This window comes from Stenotrophomonas sp. 14P6.2.3, from assembly GCF_057799055.1.
Map to the genome: position 1 here is coordinate 105,607 of NZ_JBYOLA010000009.1, position 15,085 is coordinate 120,691.

18 protein-coding genes are annotated in these 15,085 nt (G+C 63.3%); 6 read left to right on the forward strand and 12 right to left on the reverse strand.

Going from position 1 to position 15,085, the window contains the following annotated elements; all coding sequences use genetic code 11:
* Positions 1-25: 25 nt before the first annotated feature.
* From AC27VL_RS09625 to AC27VL_RS09670, 10 genes are all read right to left on the reverse strand, one after another.
* Entirely contained in the window at positions 26-334 is a 309-nt protein-coding gene (locus AC27VL_RS09625; RefSeq protein ID WP_100552882.1) for a VirB3 family type IV secretion system protein, read from the reverse strand.
* Positions 327-749, reverse strand: a complete 423-nt coding sequence (locus AC27VL_RS09630; protein ID WP_100552883.1) for a TrbC/VirB2 family protein — start codon at positions 747-749, stop codon at positions 327-329. The genes AC27VL_RS09625 and AC27VL_RS09630 overlap by 8 nt, the downstream gene beginning before the upstream one ends.
* A 73-nt stretch (positions 750-822) precedes the next feature.
* A complete protein-coding gene (locus AC27VL_RS09635; RefSeq protein ID WP_100552884.1) occupies positions 823-1,791 on the reverse strand; it encodes a lytic transglycosylase domain-containing protein in 969 nt (322 codons plus the stop codon).
* Positions 1,792-1,794: 3 nt separating this feature from the next.
* Positions 1,795-2,838 (reverse strand): P-type DNA transfer ATPase VirB11, encoded by a 1,044-nt coding sequence (virB11, locus tag AC27VL_RS09640; protein WP_100552885.1) that lies wholly within the window; start codon positions 2,836-2,838, stop codon positions 1,795-1,797.
* Between the two features lie 14 nt (positions 2,839-2,852).
* Positions 2,853-4,115, reverse strand: coding sequence for a TrbI/VirB10 family protein (locus tag AC27VL_RS09645; RefSeq protein ID WP_100552886.1), 1,263 nt, complete (start codon positions 4,113-4,115; stop codon positions 2,853-2,855).
* Complete coding sequence (locus tag AC27VL_RS09650; RefSeq protein WP_100552887.1) at positions 4,112-4,891, reverse strand: TrbG/VirB9 family P-type conjugative transfer protein; 780 nt, start codon at positions 4,889-4,891, stop codon at positions 4,112-4,114. Before AC27VL_RS09650 ends, AC27VL_RS09645 begins: the two co-directional genes overlap by 4 nt.
* The gene (locus AC27VL_RS09655; RefSeq protein ID WP_100552888.1) at positions 4,888-5,913 is read right to left on the reverse strand and encodes a VirB8 family type IV secretion system protein; all 1,026 of its coding nucleotides are present in this window, start codon (positions 5,911-5,913) and stop codon (positions 4,888-4,890) included. Before AC27VL_RS09655 ends, AC27VL_RS09650 begins: the two co-directional genes overlap by 4 nt.
* A gap of 89 nt (positions 5,914-6,002) precedes the next feature.
* Positions 6,003-6,449 (reverse strand): hypothetical protein, encoded by a 447-nt coding sequence (locus tag AC27VL_RS09660; protein WP_099784623.1) that lies wholly within the window; start codon positions 6,447-6,449, stop codon positions 6,003-6,005.
* Between the two features lie 416 nt (positions 6,450-6,865).
* Complete coding sequence (locus AC27VL_RS09665; protein ID WP_100552889.1) at positions 6,866-8,545, reverse strand: type IV secretory system conjugative DNA transfer family protein; 1,680 nt, start codon at positions 8,543-8,545, stop codon at positions 6,866-6,868.
* A 38-nt stretch (positions 8,546-8,583) separates the two neighbouring features.
* Positions 8,584-8,841, reverse strand: a complete 258-nt coding sequence (locus tag AC27VL_RS09670; protein WP_099820666.1) for a hypothetical protein — start codon at positions 8,839-8,841, stop codon at positions 8,584-8,586.
* Positions 8,842-8,963: 122 nt separating this feature from the next.
* Here AC27VL_RS09670 and AC27VL_RS09675 point away from each other — a divergent pair, with 122 nt between their 5' ends.
* From AC27VL_RS09675 to AC27VL_RS09695, 5 genes are all read left to right on the forward strand, one after another.
* Entirely contained in the window at positions 8,964-9,416 is a 453-nt protein-coding gene (locus tag AC27VL_RS09675) for a phosphohydrolase (protein ID WP_488766135.1), read from the forward strand.
* 77 nt (positions 9,417-9,493) lie between these two features.
* On the forward strand, positions 9,494-10,705 hold the full coding sequence (locus AC27VL_RS09680) for an MFS transporter (protein WP_312704295.1): 1,212 nt from the start codon (positions 9,494-9,496) through the stop codon (positions 10,703-10,705).
* A 147-nt stretch (positions 10,706-10,852) separates the two neighbouring features.
* Positions 10,853-11,326, forward strand: coding sequence for a hypothetical protein (locus AC27VL_RS09685; RefSeq protein ID WP_488766137.1), 474 nt, complete (start codon positions 10,853-10,855; stop codon positions 11,324-11,326).
* 112 nt (positions 11,327-11,438) lie between these two features.
* Positions 11,439-11,708 (forward strand): hypothetical protein, encoded by a 270-nt coding sequence (locus AC27VL_RS09690; protein ID WP_100460363.1) that lies wholly within the window; start codon positions 11,439-11,441, stop codon positions 11,706-11,708.
* 128 nt (positions 11,709-11,836) lie between these two features.
* Entirely contained in the window at positions 11,837-12,085 is a 249-nt protein-coding gene (locus tag AC27VL_RS09695; RefSeq protein WP_089236036.1) for a hypothetical protein, read from the forward strand.
* Between the two features lie 38 nt (positions 12,086-12,123).
* On the opposite strand, the gene AC27VL_RS09700 is transcribed toward AC27VL_RS09695, so the two are convergent.
* Entirely contained in the window at positions 12,124-13,659 is a 1,536-nt protein-coding gene (locus AC27VL_RS09700; protein ID WP_488766139.1) for an FAD-dependent monooxygenase, read from the reverse strand.
* A gap of 82 nt (positions 13,660-13,741) precedes the next feature.
* On the opposite strand from AC27VL_RS09700, the gene AC27VL_RS09705 reads away from it, so the two are divergent.
* Positions 13,742-14,446, forward strand: a complete 705-nt coding sequence (locus tag AC27VL_RS09705) for a TetR/AcrR family transcriptional regulator (RefSeq protein ID WP_100552894.1) — start codon at positions 13,742-13,744, stop codon at positions 14,444-14,446.
* Positions 14,447-14,457: 11 nt separating this feature from the next.
* Here the strand turns inward: AC27VL_RS09705 and AC27VL_RS09710 are convergent, their stop codons facing one another.
* Positions 14,458-15,057 carry a hypothetical protein gene (locus AC27VL_RS09710; protein ID WP_488766141.1) on the reverse strand — a complete coding sequence of 200 codons (600 nt, stop codon included), beginning with the start codon at positions 15,055-15,057 and terminating at the stop codon, positions 14,458-14,460.
* Positions 15,058-15,085 lie beyond the last annotated feature (28 nt).

A 15,085-nucleotide genomic window follows, 5' to 3' on the forward strand; every position in this document is an offset into this window, starting at 1 on the left:
CTTCCCGCCGCGGCCGTTCCGGCCCTCAATCCATTCGGGCCGGCTTGTTGCGGTACTGATTCGGGTTGAACACCCACATGCCATCGTGTTCCTGGACGTTGCGGACCCTCAGCTTGAACATCAGGCGCAGGCCCAACAGACGGAAGATCATCTCGTCACGCCTGGCCATCTGCCGCATGATGAAGATGGCAACCGGAATGGTCAGCAGGAACCAGAAGTTCGTGTACATGCTGAGCAGCAACAACCCACCTGCCACCATGAAGAAGGGCAGGTAGGGAACGCCCAGGAACATCGCTGGGCGCGTGCAACCCCGGAACAGAACGTTCTTATGCACTGTAGTAGAGGATGGCGTTCTGGATGTGCAGTGCCATGCCGCCGCCAGTCGTGCCACCACCACCACACTTGCCATCGCTGCCGTCACCCAGCAGCATGCGGGCGATCTGACCGGCGGCGCCGATCAGCACGCCACCGATCAGGATCGGGGCAACATCGGCAATGCGCTTGTGCGCGAAAGCAATCTGGTAGCCGGCGAAGATGACCGCGATGGTCACCACGGCGATCGAGGCGATGTTCAACAGCCCATTGATGTTGTTGAAGAAGCCACAGACTTTCTTGTCGGTACCACCGAAGTCGGTGGCGCCGCCGGCAAACACCTGCGGGGCGAACACGGCGCCCACGAAGAGGGTAGCCATCAGCAGGGTCTTCAGCGTGCGCTGGGCCTGGACGAGGTCGATATTGATACGCTTCATGGATTGATTTCCTTGTTGATGGACTAACACAACTGAATCGACCAGCCGGGGGACTGGCCGTACCACGACTTCGTCAGAACACGAAGGCCGCATCCCCTGCGGGAATCTGTTGCGCCGGCATGGACTGCGCCGGCGCGTTATACATGTTGCCTGGAGGTGCCGAGGCGCCCTGCTGCCCCCAGGGCTGCAGCATCACTGGGCTTTCGCCGCCGCCTGCCGTCGCGCCTGGCAGCTGCTGCGGCATCATCGGCGGCTGACCCGCCCGCCCTGCAGCAGCCTGCTGCGGATAGCCCTGCTGCTGCGGGTAGCCGCTCTCCGGCTGCGCCTGCGGCTGCATCATCCGGTCGACTGAGCCCAGCACGACCCGCGACAATGCCTGATCGGCAAGATTGACCAGGCTCCCGCGCGCCATAGCGCTGGTAGACGGATAAACGGTATAGGCACGCGCAGGGTCGTTGGACGGCACATAGACCGGACCATTGGCCTGGGCGACGATCCGCGCCTGCGCCGGGGAGGCGAGCTGCGGATGATGTTCGACCTTGACGGTACGGCGCTCTCCGCGGGCTACGACGTCGATGGGCGCCACGCCATTGGACGCAACCTGCTGCCCACGACGAATCGAGTCATAAACCTTCTGCACATAGCCGTGACGGAAACCGGTCTCGAAATTGCCCGAGTAGTAGCAGCTGAACGACTTGCCCCAATCCTTGCCGGAGCGCTTGTAGCACTCGGCAAGAATGCGCGAGCCCGCCTGCAGATTCGGGCACTGCTGAAACGCTTTTTCATAGGAGTCCAAGCCATATTTGGCCAGGTTGTAGCGGTTGACCTGGGCAAGGCCGATGGAGAAGTTGTAACCCTTCTCCTCCAGCATGCGCACAGTGGCGAGCGCCTCGTCCAGCGCCTTGGGCTGGCGCGCCAGTGCACCACCAACCACGCCGATGGCGTAGGGGTTGCTCGAGGATTCCACATTGATGACGTGCTGCATCACGTCCATCGAGACGGCCATTTCCGGGCACGCCATCATTTCAAGTCCTGGCAACATCGTTCAGCCCTCCTGCCCCTGGGCGCGCCCAGGATTGAAGTCGATACCGGTGATATAGCGCGAGCCCGCGTGCGCCTTGATATGCACGACGATATCGATGGTCATCATCAACAGACGCTTGATGACGTTGAATTCAAGACCAGAGCCCTCGGTCGACGCTTTCACCATCAGCGCCAGCTGGTCCCAGGTCTGCTCGGGACTGCCCGCATGACAGCTGGTGATCGAGCCGGGATGGCCCGAGGCGCAATTACGGATGAAGTAGAAAGCCTCATCACCACGCAGCTCGGCGAGGATGATGCGCTCGGGCTTCATACGCAGGCAGGCTTCCATGCAGCTCTTGGCCGTCACGTTGCTGGCGCTTTGCCCACCCTTGGAATACAGCAGATGCACGACGTTGGGCTGGGTCAGAAACAGTTCGCGCGCGTCTTCGATGGTGACCAAGCGCTCGCTGTCCGGAATATGGTTGACCAGCGCCTTCATGAAGGTGGTCTTGCCGCTGCCGGTGGCGCCGGACACAACGATATTTTTGCGGTACATCACCGCGCGCCGGAAAAATTCGGCGTACTCACGCTGCTGTCGCAACTCAAGCAACTCGCGGTCCTGCTCACTCAGGCTGCCATCCTGCTCAAGGATCTGGTTGAAGAAACCATCCTCGTGATACTGGGTAAGCGACTTGGTGTGCTTGGAAGGCAGTCGGATCGTGATCGACACTTTGCCCGCATCGCAGGCAGGCGGGATCACGAACTGCGCACGCTGCCCGGTCGGGAAGGTCAACGACACCACCGGATCCGCATCGGTGATGCGCTGGCCGGTGTTGCTTTCGTTGACCACCGCGGTACAGAACTGTCGTGCGCGTTCGAACGTCAGGCCTGGCACATGCACGTGCTGCCACCCTGCCCGCGTCTCCAGGTACAGTTCGCCCGGACGGTTGATGCAGATTTCCGTCACTTCGGGTGAAGTCATGTACTCCGCGATGCCCAGCACTTCGTACTGATAGCGCAGGAAATCACTGGAGACGAGGGCAATGGGTGACACTTCGGCGTCCATGGTCGTTCTGCAGGTTACCGGCGGGTGCGAAGCACATCGCTGAAGTCAACGTCCTTTGCGACGTAGACGTTCACGACCGTGCCCTGGTTGATGGTGACCGTCGGCGGACGGCGCTGGCTCATGGCATCGTTGGCCAAACGCTCCATTGAACGTGCCGTGGCACTTTCATAGGGCGACTGCACCGCCATGCCGCTATTGGTGATGGTGGTGGTCTCCGGGCCATGCTCGGCCGCAGCGTATTTGAAGGCATCCGCGATCAGGCTGATCATCAACGCCTGGGCGATACGACTGCCCCAATGCGCGCTGTATTGACCTGGATGCCCGGCACCGCCAAGGCCATCAACACCGGGACTGGACATGGCCACGTCGATGCCATTGGGCGTGGTGATGCGATCCCAGATCACCTCAACGCGCTTGCCCACTGGACCACCACCATAAGCGCCGTAAATCTTCGAGCCCTTCGGCAGCAGCAGCGTACGGCCATTGATCGAATAGACAGGTTCGGTCAGAAGGCACGAAGTGTAGCCAGCCAGATCGGTGATGATGCGGGTTTCCAGCACGCAGCGTAGATAGGTACCGCGTACCAGCAGTGCATCGGGACTGTGGATGAAGCTGGCATTGGAGATGTCCTCCACATCCGGACCACGGCGAGTTTTCGTGGCGACCGGCTGCGGATTGCCTGCCTGCATCGCGGCAATCATTGCCTTGCTGTACTGGTCGGCGGGGCTCTGCGCACCATCTGCCCCATCGCCCGCCCCCACTCCGCTTCCAGCACCGATACGACGATCGAGCAGGCTCGGACCACGCTCCGGCTCACGCTCGCGATCACGATCGGGCAACTGATAAACCGAGCGACCGGTCTGCCCCGAATCCTCCGGCAACTGCGGCAGCATGGGAATGGGCTCGGCCGGGCCCGTGGGCACCGACGGAGCCTGCTCTACGCTCGGCAGCTGCGGCGTGGCAACGCGGGCGGTGTCAGGCAGTTTGGCTGGTGCATCGCTATCGCCCTTGCTGTTGCGGAAAACCAGCAGGCCCATCGCCACCAGGAGCACCACGATGCCGCCAAGGAACAGCAACGCCTTGCGGTTGAGCCGCTGCTCTTCGGCCGAGCGCAACTGCGGCGCACCCGCATCCAGGTCCGGTGCGGCCTCAGTTTGGGTGTTACCGAAATAGGGATTGGACGGAGCCTGTGGGCTCTGGTCCGGCCCGTTACCGTACGGGCCCGGATCCTCTCGCCCGTTGTTCGGATCGTTTCCAGGAGTGTTCTGCTGGCTCATTTCTTCACGTTCCTTCGCAGACCAACGACGTAGTCGCCGTGGCGGATGACCAGGTACGGGTAGGTCCCGTGGACGATCAAAGTATTCCCTTCGACGGTGGTATTCACCACGAAGTCCTCGCCGTACTCTTTCTCGCGACCGAACACGGCTGGGAAGATGCCCGTCTTGTACTCAGGCGAATTGGGCAGTTTCAGGTAGGTGAAACGACCATCGTCATAGGCATTGACCGGAATCAGCCAGCCCATCTTCTTCGCCTTGCTGGTCGAATAGGAGTAGTTGAAGTTGTACTGGCGATCCTTGGCCAGTTCGGTGCTCAGCAGCGGCTGCGCCTCTTCCTCGACCGCTTCCTGCGCCAAACCAAATTCGGTATCGCTCGGATAGGTGAAGGCAATCTTGTACTGCACGCCAGCACGACGTGCCTGCTCAAGCTGGCGCCAGTCGGTCGCCACCACCTTCAATTCGAAGATGTACGAATGGGTCTCGGTGCGCACCATCATGTTGGTGTCGACGTCAACGTTCTTCGGCTTGATATAGAACACGTTCTCGCGACGGGTCAGCTCCCAGCCGTTGCTGAAACCGGTGCTGTAGTCGAGGATCTTCTCATTCGGACTCAGTTCGATCTGGGTGGTCAGGCCCAAACCGGTGCGTACCGGATAGATGCGATCCTTCTCGTACTCGTAATGGTCCACCGCCTGTGCCATCGCCGCGGTGGAGAACACCAGCGACAGCAACGACAGCAGCGCCAATGCGCTTCCCCTGACTTTTCGACTACTCATCGGTTGCTTGCTCCATCAGCATTTCCGGTGGAATTGTTCGGTACCGGCCTCATGACCGGCTGACCAGGCATGGCCTGCCCTGGCATCTGTTGTCCCTGCACCGGCTGGCCCTGGATAGGCTGCCCCTGCATCGGTGGCACCTGGCCACCAACCGGTGCTGCCACGGGTTGCCCGGTTGCCGGATCGATCATGGTGGCTGCGGCAGGGTTGTTGGGGTCATAGATGCCCTGCGCCTGCTGCGCGGCCTGCTGGGCCTGCGCCTGGATCGCATTGTCGTCCGGAACGGGCACACCACGCGCGTAATCGTTGTCTACGCGGTACTCGGTGACTTGGAAGGCCAGCGGATTGAGCACACGATCCTGCTCGGACAGCGCGAGGTTCTGGTTGTACTCGAAGCGCATTGTCACCAGTTGGTTGTCCAGGAAGTTGCTAACTCCCGAACGCTTGTCCAGCAGGCTGCGCTGGATGCGCACCGACGCGCCGCGGAAGCTGCCATTCGGTTCCGCACCCAATGGGGTGATGCTGAGGATCTTTACCCGGATCGCCTTCTCGCGGCCATACATCACGAAGGGATTCTGCGGATTATTGCCCGCGTAACGGGCGCGCATGGTCTGCGACACAGGATCCGTCGACATGACGAATACCAGTTCCCAGTCGCGCAGCCCCATCACGGCTGAGTCATACGACTCGCGCGCCATCACATACTGGGCGACGTTGCTGCGGTTGATGGCTTCATTGGCCGTGATCGTCTCGCCACGGAAGGTGCCACTAAGGCGGGCGACCGTTGCATTGCCCGTATAGGCATCAGCCATCACCAGGAAAGGCACTTTCTCCTTCAGTGGCAGCATGTAGTAGTAGCCACCGGCCAGCGCCAGCGACATCAGCAACGAACCGGTGGCGACCCACCAGGCACGACGCTCGCTGCGCCGGGCCATGTCGGCCACGGTGATCTCGTAGCTGACCGCCTTGGCGACCGACTGCTCGACCTTGGGGCTGTTGCCTGCATCCTTCTTGCGGAACATGGGTTCTTCCGTACTGCTGAAACATCAATGGGCGCGACGCCCCTGCGCCAGGCGCGGGGTGCGGCACGTTCGATGATTTCGACGCGGTCTCAGCTGCCGCTGCTGGCTTCAGGATCCTGGGCCGACGCGGTTGGCGTCGATCCAGCGTTCTGCACGACGATCTGGTTGCCGACGATGGAGACGGAAACGCCCTGCGCCGCATAGGCCGCCGTGAGATCGATCACGGCCTGCTGTGCGTTGGTGGTGTCGATCTCCGACACCGCGCCATACAGGGTGAAATCCGAACTGAGGCGATAGTCCAGCGTGCGGCCGGAATCCTTGGCCCAGCGCTCGAGCATGGCCTTCAGCGTGCGATCCATAGGCGACGCCTGATAGACGTAGCTGGAGTACAGCGGAATCTCGGTCGGAGCCGTCGCGAAACGGTTGACCGGCTTCCAGCGCCCTCCGAAGTCGGGTGCGGGCTTGGTAGCACAACCTGCCACCATCAACGCCGCCACTGCGGCGATGGACATTTTTGCAATAAACGCCTGATTCATACGGGCTTCACTTTGACGTACGAAAAAGCAGTCCCGATGTTGGTCCCCTGGTCGTCCGGCACTGCGCGATGCACGCCGGAAACGTAACGAATGCACTGCTTAACAGCACATGGGCACGGTTCCCCTGCAGCTCGAAAGCTGCCAACCAAGTCGCGTGAAGCAACCTCATCCGAGGCCCCTTTCACGCACCCTCACCAACGTCGGAACCATCCCTGTTCCCATGGCTGAAACTCCTGGCCACTCTGAAAGCATGACGAATCACACAGATTCGCAAGCCACGCATAGAGTCGCACAACTACGCGTCAATTCGATGTCAGACAAATCTGAATTTTGACCAACGTATGGCGTTTCTTTGACGCGCCTCACTAATTCACCTCAATGAATGCGTGCATCCGTCACACTTTCATGTCTGCAACTTAGACATCAAGCATCGGCACGTCAACCTTTGGCAGTAGTCGTGACGTGAAATAGCGGTCCTTGTAGTAGCGAATCTTGTCGCATTTGACGGGATGCGGAATGCCTTCGTACAGGAAGACCTCCTTGTCCGGCCCCATCGCCTTGAGCTCCTGCGGCAGCATCAGCGCGCGGCGCTCCTCGGTGAAGCTATGGGTCTTCTCACGCGCGTGGGTGACGTTCTTCTTGCGGATGGTGGTGTAGCCCAGCATGTCCGAATAGTCGTTGGCATCCTGCTGTTCGCGCGGGGCGTACAGGATCTGCAGCGCATGGTTGGTAATGATCGTGCGTGAGACTTCTCGGCCATAGGTGGCATCGAGCTGCGACATGCTCTGGATGATCGGTAGCAGGCGCACGTTGTAACCGGCCATGTAGGACACCGCCGAGGCGATGATTTCCACCTTGCCGATCGAGGTGAATTCGTCCATCAACAGCAGGCACTGGTATTTCAGGTCCGGATTGGACTTGGGCAGTTCCTTGGTATTGAGGTTGATCAGCTGGCTGAAGAACAGGTTGATGATCAATCGGCTTTCGGCCAGCTTGTTGGGCTGGATGCCGATGTAGATGGTCATCTTCTTCTTGCGCACGTCGGTGAGCAGGAAGTCGTTGGTGCTGGTGGCCTTGTCCAGTACCGGGTTGATCCAGGGATTCAACGGTTCCTTGAAGGTGCCCAGGATCGAGGCGAAGGTCTCGTCGGCCTGGGACAGCATGTTGGCGAACGCCGAGCGCGCGTTGCTGCTCAGGAATGGACGCTCGGACAGGCTCTTCAGGAACTTCTTCAGGTCGCTGCCATCACCGGAGGACAGGCGGTAGACCGCGCCCAGGGTCGGCGTGCCCTGCCCGCCCGGGAAGCCGCTGCTGCGCTCGTCATCCCAGTTCTCGAACAGATACAGGGTGAAGGCGATGAAGGCATTGCGCGCCTGGCTGATCCAGAACTTCTGGTCTTCCGAGCCATCGGGATAGAGCATCGCACCGATGCTCATCAGGTCCGAGACGCGGAACGCCGGGTCGTCGGAGACGTAGCTGAGCGGGTTCCAGCGATGGGTGCGGCGATCTTCGGCGAACGGATTGAACAGGTAGATCTCCTGCCCTTGGCTGGCGCGCCAACCGCTGGTCAGGTCGAAGTTCTCCTGCTTGATGTCCAGCACCACCAGCGATTCGCCGTACTCCAGCAGGTTCGGGATGACCACGCCGACGCCCTTGCCCGAACGGGTCGGGGCGGCCAGGATCACGAACTGCTGACCGTCCAGCCGCACCAGCTTGCCACCATGGCTGCCGACCACGATGCTCTGCCCGCTCTTCTTGAACATGCCATGCTTGGCCAGATCGGCGCTGGTGGCAAAGCGCGCGTCACCATGCAGCGAGCGCTTGTCCTTCTTCAACAGCACGACCAGGCCGACGATGGCCAGCACCAGCAGCGGCAGGCCAAAGCCGAGGTAACCGGCCCATTTGATCTTGCCCACGAACGGGGCAACCTGCGGCTGGCCGAGGGCGTGGAAATACTGGTAATAGGTATTCCAGGTGAGCAGCTTGGTATCCAGACCAAGCAGCAGCAGCGTCAGGTAACCGGAAAGCACGAACCCGAGCAGCAGGGTCGCCAGCGTGATGACGGCGATGAGCAGATACTTCTTACTGGACAACACCCGAATCCTCCATGATGCGCCTCAATGGGCGCGACGGCTTAGCGGCGGCGTCGCTGCGACGCCTTCTTCCGCAGGTTGACTTCATTCTCCAGCCCGGGCTCCACGCCCTCTTCCCGCACCAGTTCCTCAAGGTACCGGCGCGCATCGGCCAACGACATCAGGTCGGTCAGACGCTCCCCATCGTCGACGATGACCGCATGGCCGACCACATCGCCGGGAGCGTACACCGGCTCGTGGGTCACCGCTACCAGACGGAAGCGGCCGCGTAGTTCCAGCTGATGGGTGTATTCCTGCATGTCTCATCTCCCTGATGGAATCCAGATGCCATTCCTGCAGCGTCCGATGATGCCTGCACGGCCGTGGTGGCGGCATGTAGACGACCCGTACGACAATACACGCTAAGGACGGGGAGATCGCGATGGACTGGGTGGCACGCGCACGCACGCTGGCAATGGAGGCCCATACCGGCCAGGTCGACAAGGCAGGACAGCCCTACATACGCCACGTCGGCCGGGTGGCCGCTGCCGTGCGTGGCGATGATGACGCGGAGGTGGTGGCCTGGCTGCATGATGTGCTTGAGGACTGCCCTGCCTTCGCTGAGCGGGTGCAGGCCTTCCCAGACCTGTTGCAGCACGCGGTGCGGTTGCTCAGCAGGACGTCTGCGACGGATGCCGCCACGTACTACACGCGGATAGCTGCGGATCCGCTGGCGCTGAAGGTCAAGCTGGCCGATATCGCCGACAACGCCGATGAAACGCGGCTGGCGTCACTGGATGCCGCCACCGCCGAGCGCCTGCGTAACAAATACCGACAGGCCCTGGCGGCGCTTGGCCAGCAGGCAGCACGGGCAGCACCACCCATCGAACACTGATTTACCCCCAGCCTGGCTGATGCCTGCTGCAATGCAGCAGTACAATGTGGCGCTTCCCCGCCCCTTTGCGCCCCCGCATGAGCCCCAATTCCCCTCTGGCCGCTCGGCTGACGCCGCGCCAGCGCACCCTGATCATCCTCGCCCTGTCGTTGGGCGGCTTCGCCATCGGCACCAGTGAATTCGCCAGCATGGGCCTGATGCTGGAGATCAGCCGCGGCCTTTCGATCAGCGAAACACAGGTCGGACACCTGATCAGCGCTTACGCTATCGGCGTGGTGGTCGGTGCACCGATCCTGGCCTTCGTCGGCGCCAGCTTCCCGCGCCGCAAGCTGCTGCTGGCGCTGATGGGCTTCTATGCCGTCGGCAATCTGGCCAGCGCGTTGGCGCCGAACTACGGCACGATGCTGGTGGCGCGCTTCGTCGCTGGCCTGCCGCATGGCGCCTACTTCGGCGTGGCGATGCTGGTGGCGGCCGCAATCAGCCCGGCCGGCCAGCGCGGCCAAGCGATGTCGCGCGTGCTGCTCGGGCTGTCCGTGGCCATCCTCATCGGCAATCCGCTGACCACCTGGTTGGGCCAGCAACTGAGCTGGCGCACCGCCTTCGCCCTGGTCAGCGTGCTGGCCATCGCCACGGTGGCGATGATCGCGCGCTTTCTGCTACCCGACCCGGATGAGGTGCGGACCTCGCCGATGCGCGAACTGCGCGCATTCAACACCACCCAGGTATGGCTGGCGCTGTCGATCGGCGCGGTGGGCTTTGCCGGCATGTTCTGCGTGTTCACCTATCTGGCACCGACTCTGGTGCAGGTGACCGGCGTGGCCGAATCGTGGATGCCGCTGGCGGTGGGCGTGTTCGGCATCGGCGCGATCATCGGCAACATCGCCGGCGGCTGGCTGGTCGACAAGTTCCACTTCAAGGCCGCTGCGGTGGTGCTGGTGTGGTCGATCGTGATGCTGCTGCTGTACCCGCTGGCCGCCGAGTCGGTGTGGACCATCGGCCCGATGATCATCACCGTGGGTACGATGGGCGCCCTGGCTGCGGTGCTGCAGACCCGCCTGATGGACGTGGCCGGCGAAGCGCAGACCCTGGCCGCCGCCTCCAACCATGCGGCGTTCAACACCGCCAATGCACTCGGCCCATGGCTGGGCGGCATGGCGATCAGCGCCGGCTTCAGCCCGGCCACCACCGGTTATGTAGGCGCAGCGACTGCGGTCGGGGGCCTGCTGTTGTGGTGCGTATCGGTGATGCTGGAGAAGAACCGCAAGGCCGCTGTCGCCGGCAGCCGCTGAACCCCGCGACGGGTCGTCTGCTGTCGCCGGAGCGACGGCGACGATCCGGTCGCAGCACTCTCCAGCTTCTCATCGCGTCGGTGATGCCGCACCATCTGCGCAGATCGGCCGCAACCGGCGGCCGAGGACCATGCTCAAGGATGCTACGTGGCAGTCACTCCCCATAGACGCGAGAAGCTGCTCGATGACCTGCTTTCGTTGGGCCGCAACTGGGCGTTGGCCATCGCCATCGCCGGTGCCGGCGCGGCGGTGCACTACAGCGAATCGGTCTACGAGGCTGGGCTCTGGCGCGGGCTGCTGCCCACACTCTGCTTCCTCGTCAGCGTGGTCTGGATCGTGCTGAGCATCATCCGCTTCGACCTGACGCTGCAACAGCATTTCGAACGCAAGCGCTCGCGCTGGCTCAGCCGCCTGCTGTATGTGGTGCTGCTGGGGGCTGGCATCGCGGCGGTGTTCTTCGTGATGGAGCTGGCCGGGAACAACCATATCGCCAAGATGTGCGACTCCGTAGCGAACGAGCCTGGCAGCCGCATCCATCGGTCGGAGGAGTGCCAGCGGCTGTACAAGCACCGGGCCGAGTACCGGCGTCGCCTGGAAGCGGCGGACGGCGAGTTCGACTGATGCGACCGCGATTCGCGTGCGGTAACCACACTGCAGGTTGACGAACACGCGGCGTAGATCCGCCTTGCTGCAGAGTTGCGCACGCCAGCTCCCCTAGCGCGACACAGCCCTCATGCACCGCCAGATATCCCCCACCTGCCACGATGCAATTGCCCTGCGGGCCGGCGCGCTGGGCAGCGTGCTGGGCGTGGCGCTGTTCAAGGCCTTTGCGCTGTCCGCCGCAGCGGCCGGCTCGATGATGACGGCCGGACTGTGGTTGCTGGGATGTGTGCTGCTGGCGGCCTGGGCGTTGGCGGCCTGCCTGACCTGCCTGGCCTTGAGTCGGCGCGTGTTCGTGTTGATGCTCGCGCTGTCGACGGTGTTCCTGATCTGCATTGCCTGATCGGCTGCAGGCAGCTTCCGAGTATTCCCACAATTGTTATTCAATAACAAGTGCTGCCAGTCGGATTGCGCGTGTGCCAGGTCACGGATTGAATTCGATGGCCAGACCGGCCCCTTCCCGAGACCCCCATGCGCCTCCTGCAGCCCTTGTTCCGCTCCGCCCTCGGTGTTCTTGCACTCGCGTCGATCAGCGCCTGTGCCACCTATGATGATTCGGCCATGCATGCCGCCTGCCAGGAGTCGCCGCATGTGAAGGACCTGCCGCCCGAGGTTGCCGCCCGCGAAAGCCGCTGCAGCAAGAGCGTTGAGGTCTGGTCGAGCGAGCGCAAAGGCAGCGACCAGCCGCTGGACCTGAGCGGGAAGAAGAAGGACCTCTGAAAGAGGGCGGCGCAGCCCTGTGCGGGCTGCGCCGGAACTCAGGCAATCGCATCGCTGCCAATCGGGCTCATCCATTCCCGTACGGCCTGCGCCAGTCCTGCCGTATCGGCGCCTTCACTGGCCCAGGCGACAACGCCATCCGGACGAACCAGCAGCGCGGACAGGCCCAGCGAATCGACAGCCGGCTGCGCGATGGACAGGATACGGGCTCGTTCGACATCAACCGCCTCGCACGACGAGGCAGCAGCATCGAACACGAGCAGCAACGCCTTCCCTACGCGCAGCAGTTCACCCATGCGGCGACCATCGACCAGCAGGAAATCCGGCGTGCTGCGGCCCACCAGCGGATGGGCCTGACCCAGATCCAGCTGCTGGCCCACACCCCACACGCGCTCGGCGAGATACGTAGCGCCATCACGCGTTTCTGCCAGATCGGCCACGATCGCAGCCAATGCACGTGAACCCGCACTTGGGCGCATCAATGCGACCTGCGCGCGCGACCACTCCAGCACTCGGGCGCCGATAGGGTGGCGTTCGGCCTGATAGGTATCCAACAGCGCTTCATCTGCGTCGCCGCGCACGACGGCGGCGAGCTTCCAGCCCAGATTCATCGCATCCCCCAGGCCCAGGTTCAGCCCCTGCCCGCCCAGCGGTGAATGCACATGCGCGGCATCGCCCGCCAACAGCACGCGGCCACGGCGATAGGCGGTGGCCTGCCGTGCGCCATCGGTCCAGGTGGTGGCCAGCTGCAGCGTGGTGATCGTTGCTTCACGGCCGGAGATACGCCGCAGCAGCGCCTGTGCCGTATCGCGGTCGAGCGGCTGGCGATGGCCGGCGCCGCCGTCGAAATCAGCCAGGGCGATCGTGCCCGGCGGATTGAAATTGCACATGCCCTGCGCGGTGGTGTGACGCCCCGGGCTGAGCACCGTCGGATCCTCGAGCTCGACGCTGAGCGAGTGCCCGGTGAACTCCGGATCGGTACCGGCGAAGCTGAAACCGCACTGCTTGCGCACGGTGCCGCGGCCACCATCGCAGCCGACCAGCCAGCGCCCGCGGAAGGTCTGCCCGCCCGCCTCGACCTGGGCCTCGTCGGAACCCAACCGCACGTCCTGCACGCCCGCACCACGCAGTATCACCACGCCCAGCGCCTGCGCGCGCTCGGCCAGTACGGCCTCCAGCGCCTGCAGTTCCACCGCCATCTGCGTGCCGACCGGGCTGGGCAGCCGCCAGGGCCAGCGATCGCTGTCGACGTTGTCCAGCGCGAACGGGATACCCGCGAAGTGCCCGCCCAGCCTGCGCGGCTGCGACAACCAATGCGCGGTGCCCGGCGGCGGCGGGCCTTTCTCCGGTTTCAGCACCTGGCCGGCAGCCACGGCGTCCAGCAGACCGCGCCGGTCGAGCGCCTCCAGCGTGGGGGCATTCAAGCCGCGCAGCCCGAACGGCAGGCGCTTCAACGGCGAATCCGGCGAGGCCGCCTGCTCCAGCACCAGCACCGAGCATCCCGCCTGGCCCAGTTCGCAGGCCAGGAACAGCCCAACCGGGCCAGCCCCGGCAATGACGACGTCGTACAGCATTGGAAATCCTCGTGAGCCCCGGGTCGGCGCTCTGGCTGCGACAATGTTACACTCGGTGTACGTTTCCACAAGTAAACCGCCCATGAGCCCGCCACCCGGCCGTCGCGAGCAGCGCAAAGCCGAGACCCGCCAGGCGATTTCCGACGTCGCCACCCGGTTGATCATCGAGCGCGGCTTCGAGGCCGTGTCGATGAGCGAGATCGCCGACGCCGCCGGGGTGTCGCGCAAGACGGTGTTCAACTACTTCGCCAGCAAGGAACAGCTGGTGTTCGACCGTGATGAGGAAGCGCGGCAGCTGCTGCGCGAGGGTATGGGCTCGCGCACGTCCATGACACCGCTGGCCGCCTTCCAGGCGCTGGTGCGGGAACTGCTGGACAACGGCCATCCATTGCTGCGGATCAACGCCGGCGCAGCGTCGTTCTGGAAAACCGTGGCCCAGAGCGCGGTGCTGGTGGCCCATGCGCGGCAGCTGCAGGCGCTGCTGACCGATGACCTGGCACAGTTGATGGCTGAGTCTGCGGGCCGACCTATCGGTGACGCCGACGCGCGCCTGGCCGCGTCGATGCTGATGGCGTCGATGGTGGCCGCCTACGAACACGGGCTGCGCGAGCTGTCCTGTGGCGGCGACCCGCGGCAGTCGATGGTGCCGTTGATCGTGCGCGGCGCGACAGGGACCTTGGTGGCATTGGCCGGTACGCCGTATACCGACCCGGCGCAGCGCCTGCCCAGCGCTCTGCGGATCGGGGCGCTGGACGAGGCCCCGGCAACTACCGCCCGGGGCCCGTGATGGCAGACGTTTTACTGGACGTTGATCACCACATCGTCCGGGGCCAGGAAATTGCCGCTATTGCTGCGTGATGCCGAGATCACGTAGGTCCCGGGTGCAGTGATCGTGCCATTGCAATGCCGTACGGGCGTGGTGTTTCCACCATCCAGATTGCCGCTGGTCTCGCACAGCATCTTGCCGTTGGCGAACACGTAGAAATTGCTGGTGCCATCCACCCTCCCGCCACCGGTGATGTAGATTTCCGACGGCGATCCGGCTACGCGTGGCAACGTTCCAACTTCGAATCGTGCCTTCACCGGGTGCGGCAACAAGCTGGGACAGGTCATCACGAAACCGTCCCGCGAAAAGCAGACTTCAGCATGGGCTACTGCGGGAGCGGCCATCAGGGCCACGAGCAATACAGACGTTCTGAACTCCATTCCAGCGTCTCCAAATGATCCCAGCGGAATCGCTGGGACCACCGTGGTAGCGATGGTCGTGTTACAGGGGCATGAAGCAAGGGCAAAGCGCGACGCCGCCGGCGGATGGCCGCGCCGCTGAAAACCGCTGGCAGCGAGCATCTGCAGGAAAATGGCGCGACGTGCACCGATGCGTGCGGGATGTCCATGCATCCCTGCCAGATGATCGGCGCTGCGATCG

What these genes read in the sequence shown, in the direction of transcription:
- AC27VL_RS09630 (WP_100552883.1), bottom strand. Translation starts at nt 749, where the DNA reads ATGAAGCGTATCAATATCGACCTCGTCCAGGCCCAGCGCACGCTGAAG.
- AC27VL_RS09635 (WP_100552884.1), bottom strand. Translation starts at nt 1,791, where the DNA reads ATGTTGCCAGGACTTGAAATGATGGCGTGCCCGGAAATGGCCGTCTCG.
- virB11 (WP_100552885.1), bottom strand. Translation starts at nt 2,838, where the DNA reads ATGGACGCCGAAGTGTCACCCATTGCCCTCGTCTCCAGTGATTTCCTG.
- AC27VL_RS09645 (WP_100552886.1), bottom strand. Translation starts at nt 4,115, where the DNA reads ATGAGCCAGCAGAACACTCCTGGAAACGATCCGAACAACGGGCGAGAG.
- AC27VL_RS09650 (WP_100552887.1), bottom strand. Translation starts at nt 4,891, where the DNA reads ATGAGTAGTCGAAAAGTCAGGGGAAGCGCATTGGCGCTGCTGTCGTTG.
- AC27VL_RS09655 (WP_100552888.1), bottom strand. Translation starts at nt 5,913, where the DNA reads ATGTTCCGCAAGAAGGATGCAGGCAACAGCCCCAAGGTCGAGCAGTCG.
- AC27VL_RS09660 (WP_099784623.1), bottom strand. Translation starts at nt 6,449, where the DNA reads ATGAATCAGGCGTTTATTGCAAAAATGTCCATCGCCGCAGTGGCGGCG.
- AC27VL_RS09670 (WP_099820666.1), bottom strand. Translation starts at nt 8,841, where the DNA reads ATGCAGGAATACACCCATCAGCTGGAACTACGCGGCCGCTTCCGTCTG.
- AC27VL_RS09675 (WP_488766135.1), top strand. Translation starts at nt 8,964, where the DNA reads ATGGACTGGGTGGCACGCGCACGCACGCTGGCAATGGAGGCCCATACC.
- AC27VL_RS09680 (WP_312704295.1), top strand. Translation starts at nt 9,494, where the DNA reads ATGAGCCCCAATTCCCCTCTGGCCGCTCGGCTGACGCCGCGCCAGCGC.
- AC27VL_RS09690 (WP_100460363.1), top strand. Translation starts at nt 11,439, where the DNA reads ATGCACCGCCAGATATCCCCCACCTGCCACGATGCAATTGCCCTGCGG.
- AC27VL_RS09695 (WP_089236036.1), top strand. Translation starts at nt 11,837, where the DNA reads ATGCGCCTCCTGCAGCCCTTGTTCCGCTCCGCCCTCGGTGTTCTTGCA.
- AC27VL_RS09700 (WP_488766139.1), bottom strand. Translation starts at nt 13,659, where the DNA reads ATGCTGTACGACGTCGTCATTGCCGGGGCTGGCCCGGTTGGGCTGTTC.
- AC27VL_RS09705 (WP_100552894.1), top strand. Translation starts at nt 13,742, where the DNA reads ATGAGCCCGCCACCCGGCCGTCGCGAGCAGCGCAAAGCCGAGACCCGC.
- AC27VL_RS09710 (WP_488766141.1), bottom strand. Translation starts at nt 15,057, where the DNA reads ATGCATGGACATCCCGCACGCATCGGTGCACGTCGCGCCATTTTCCTG.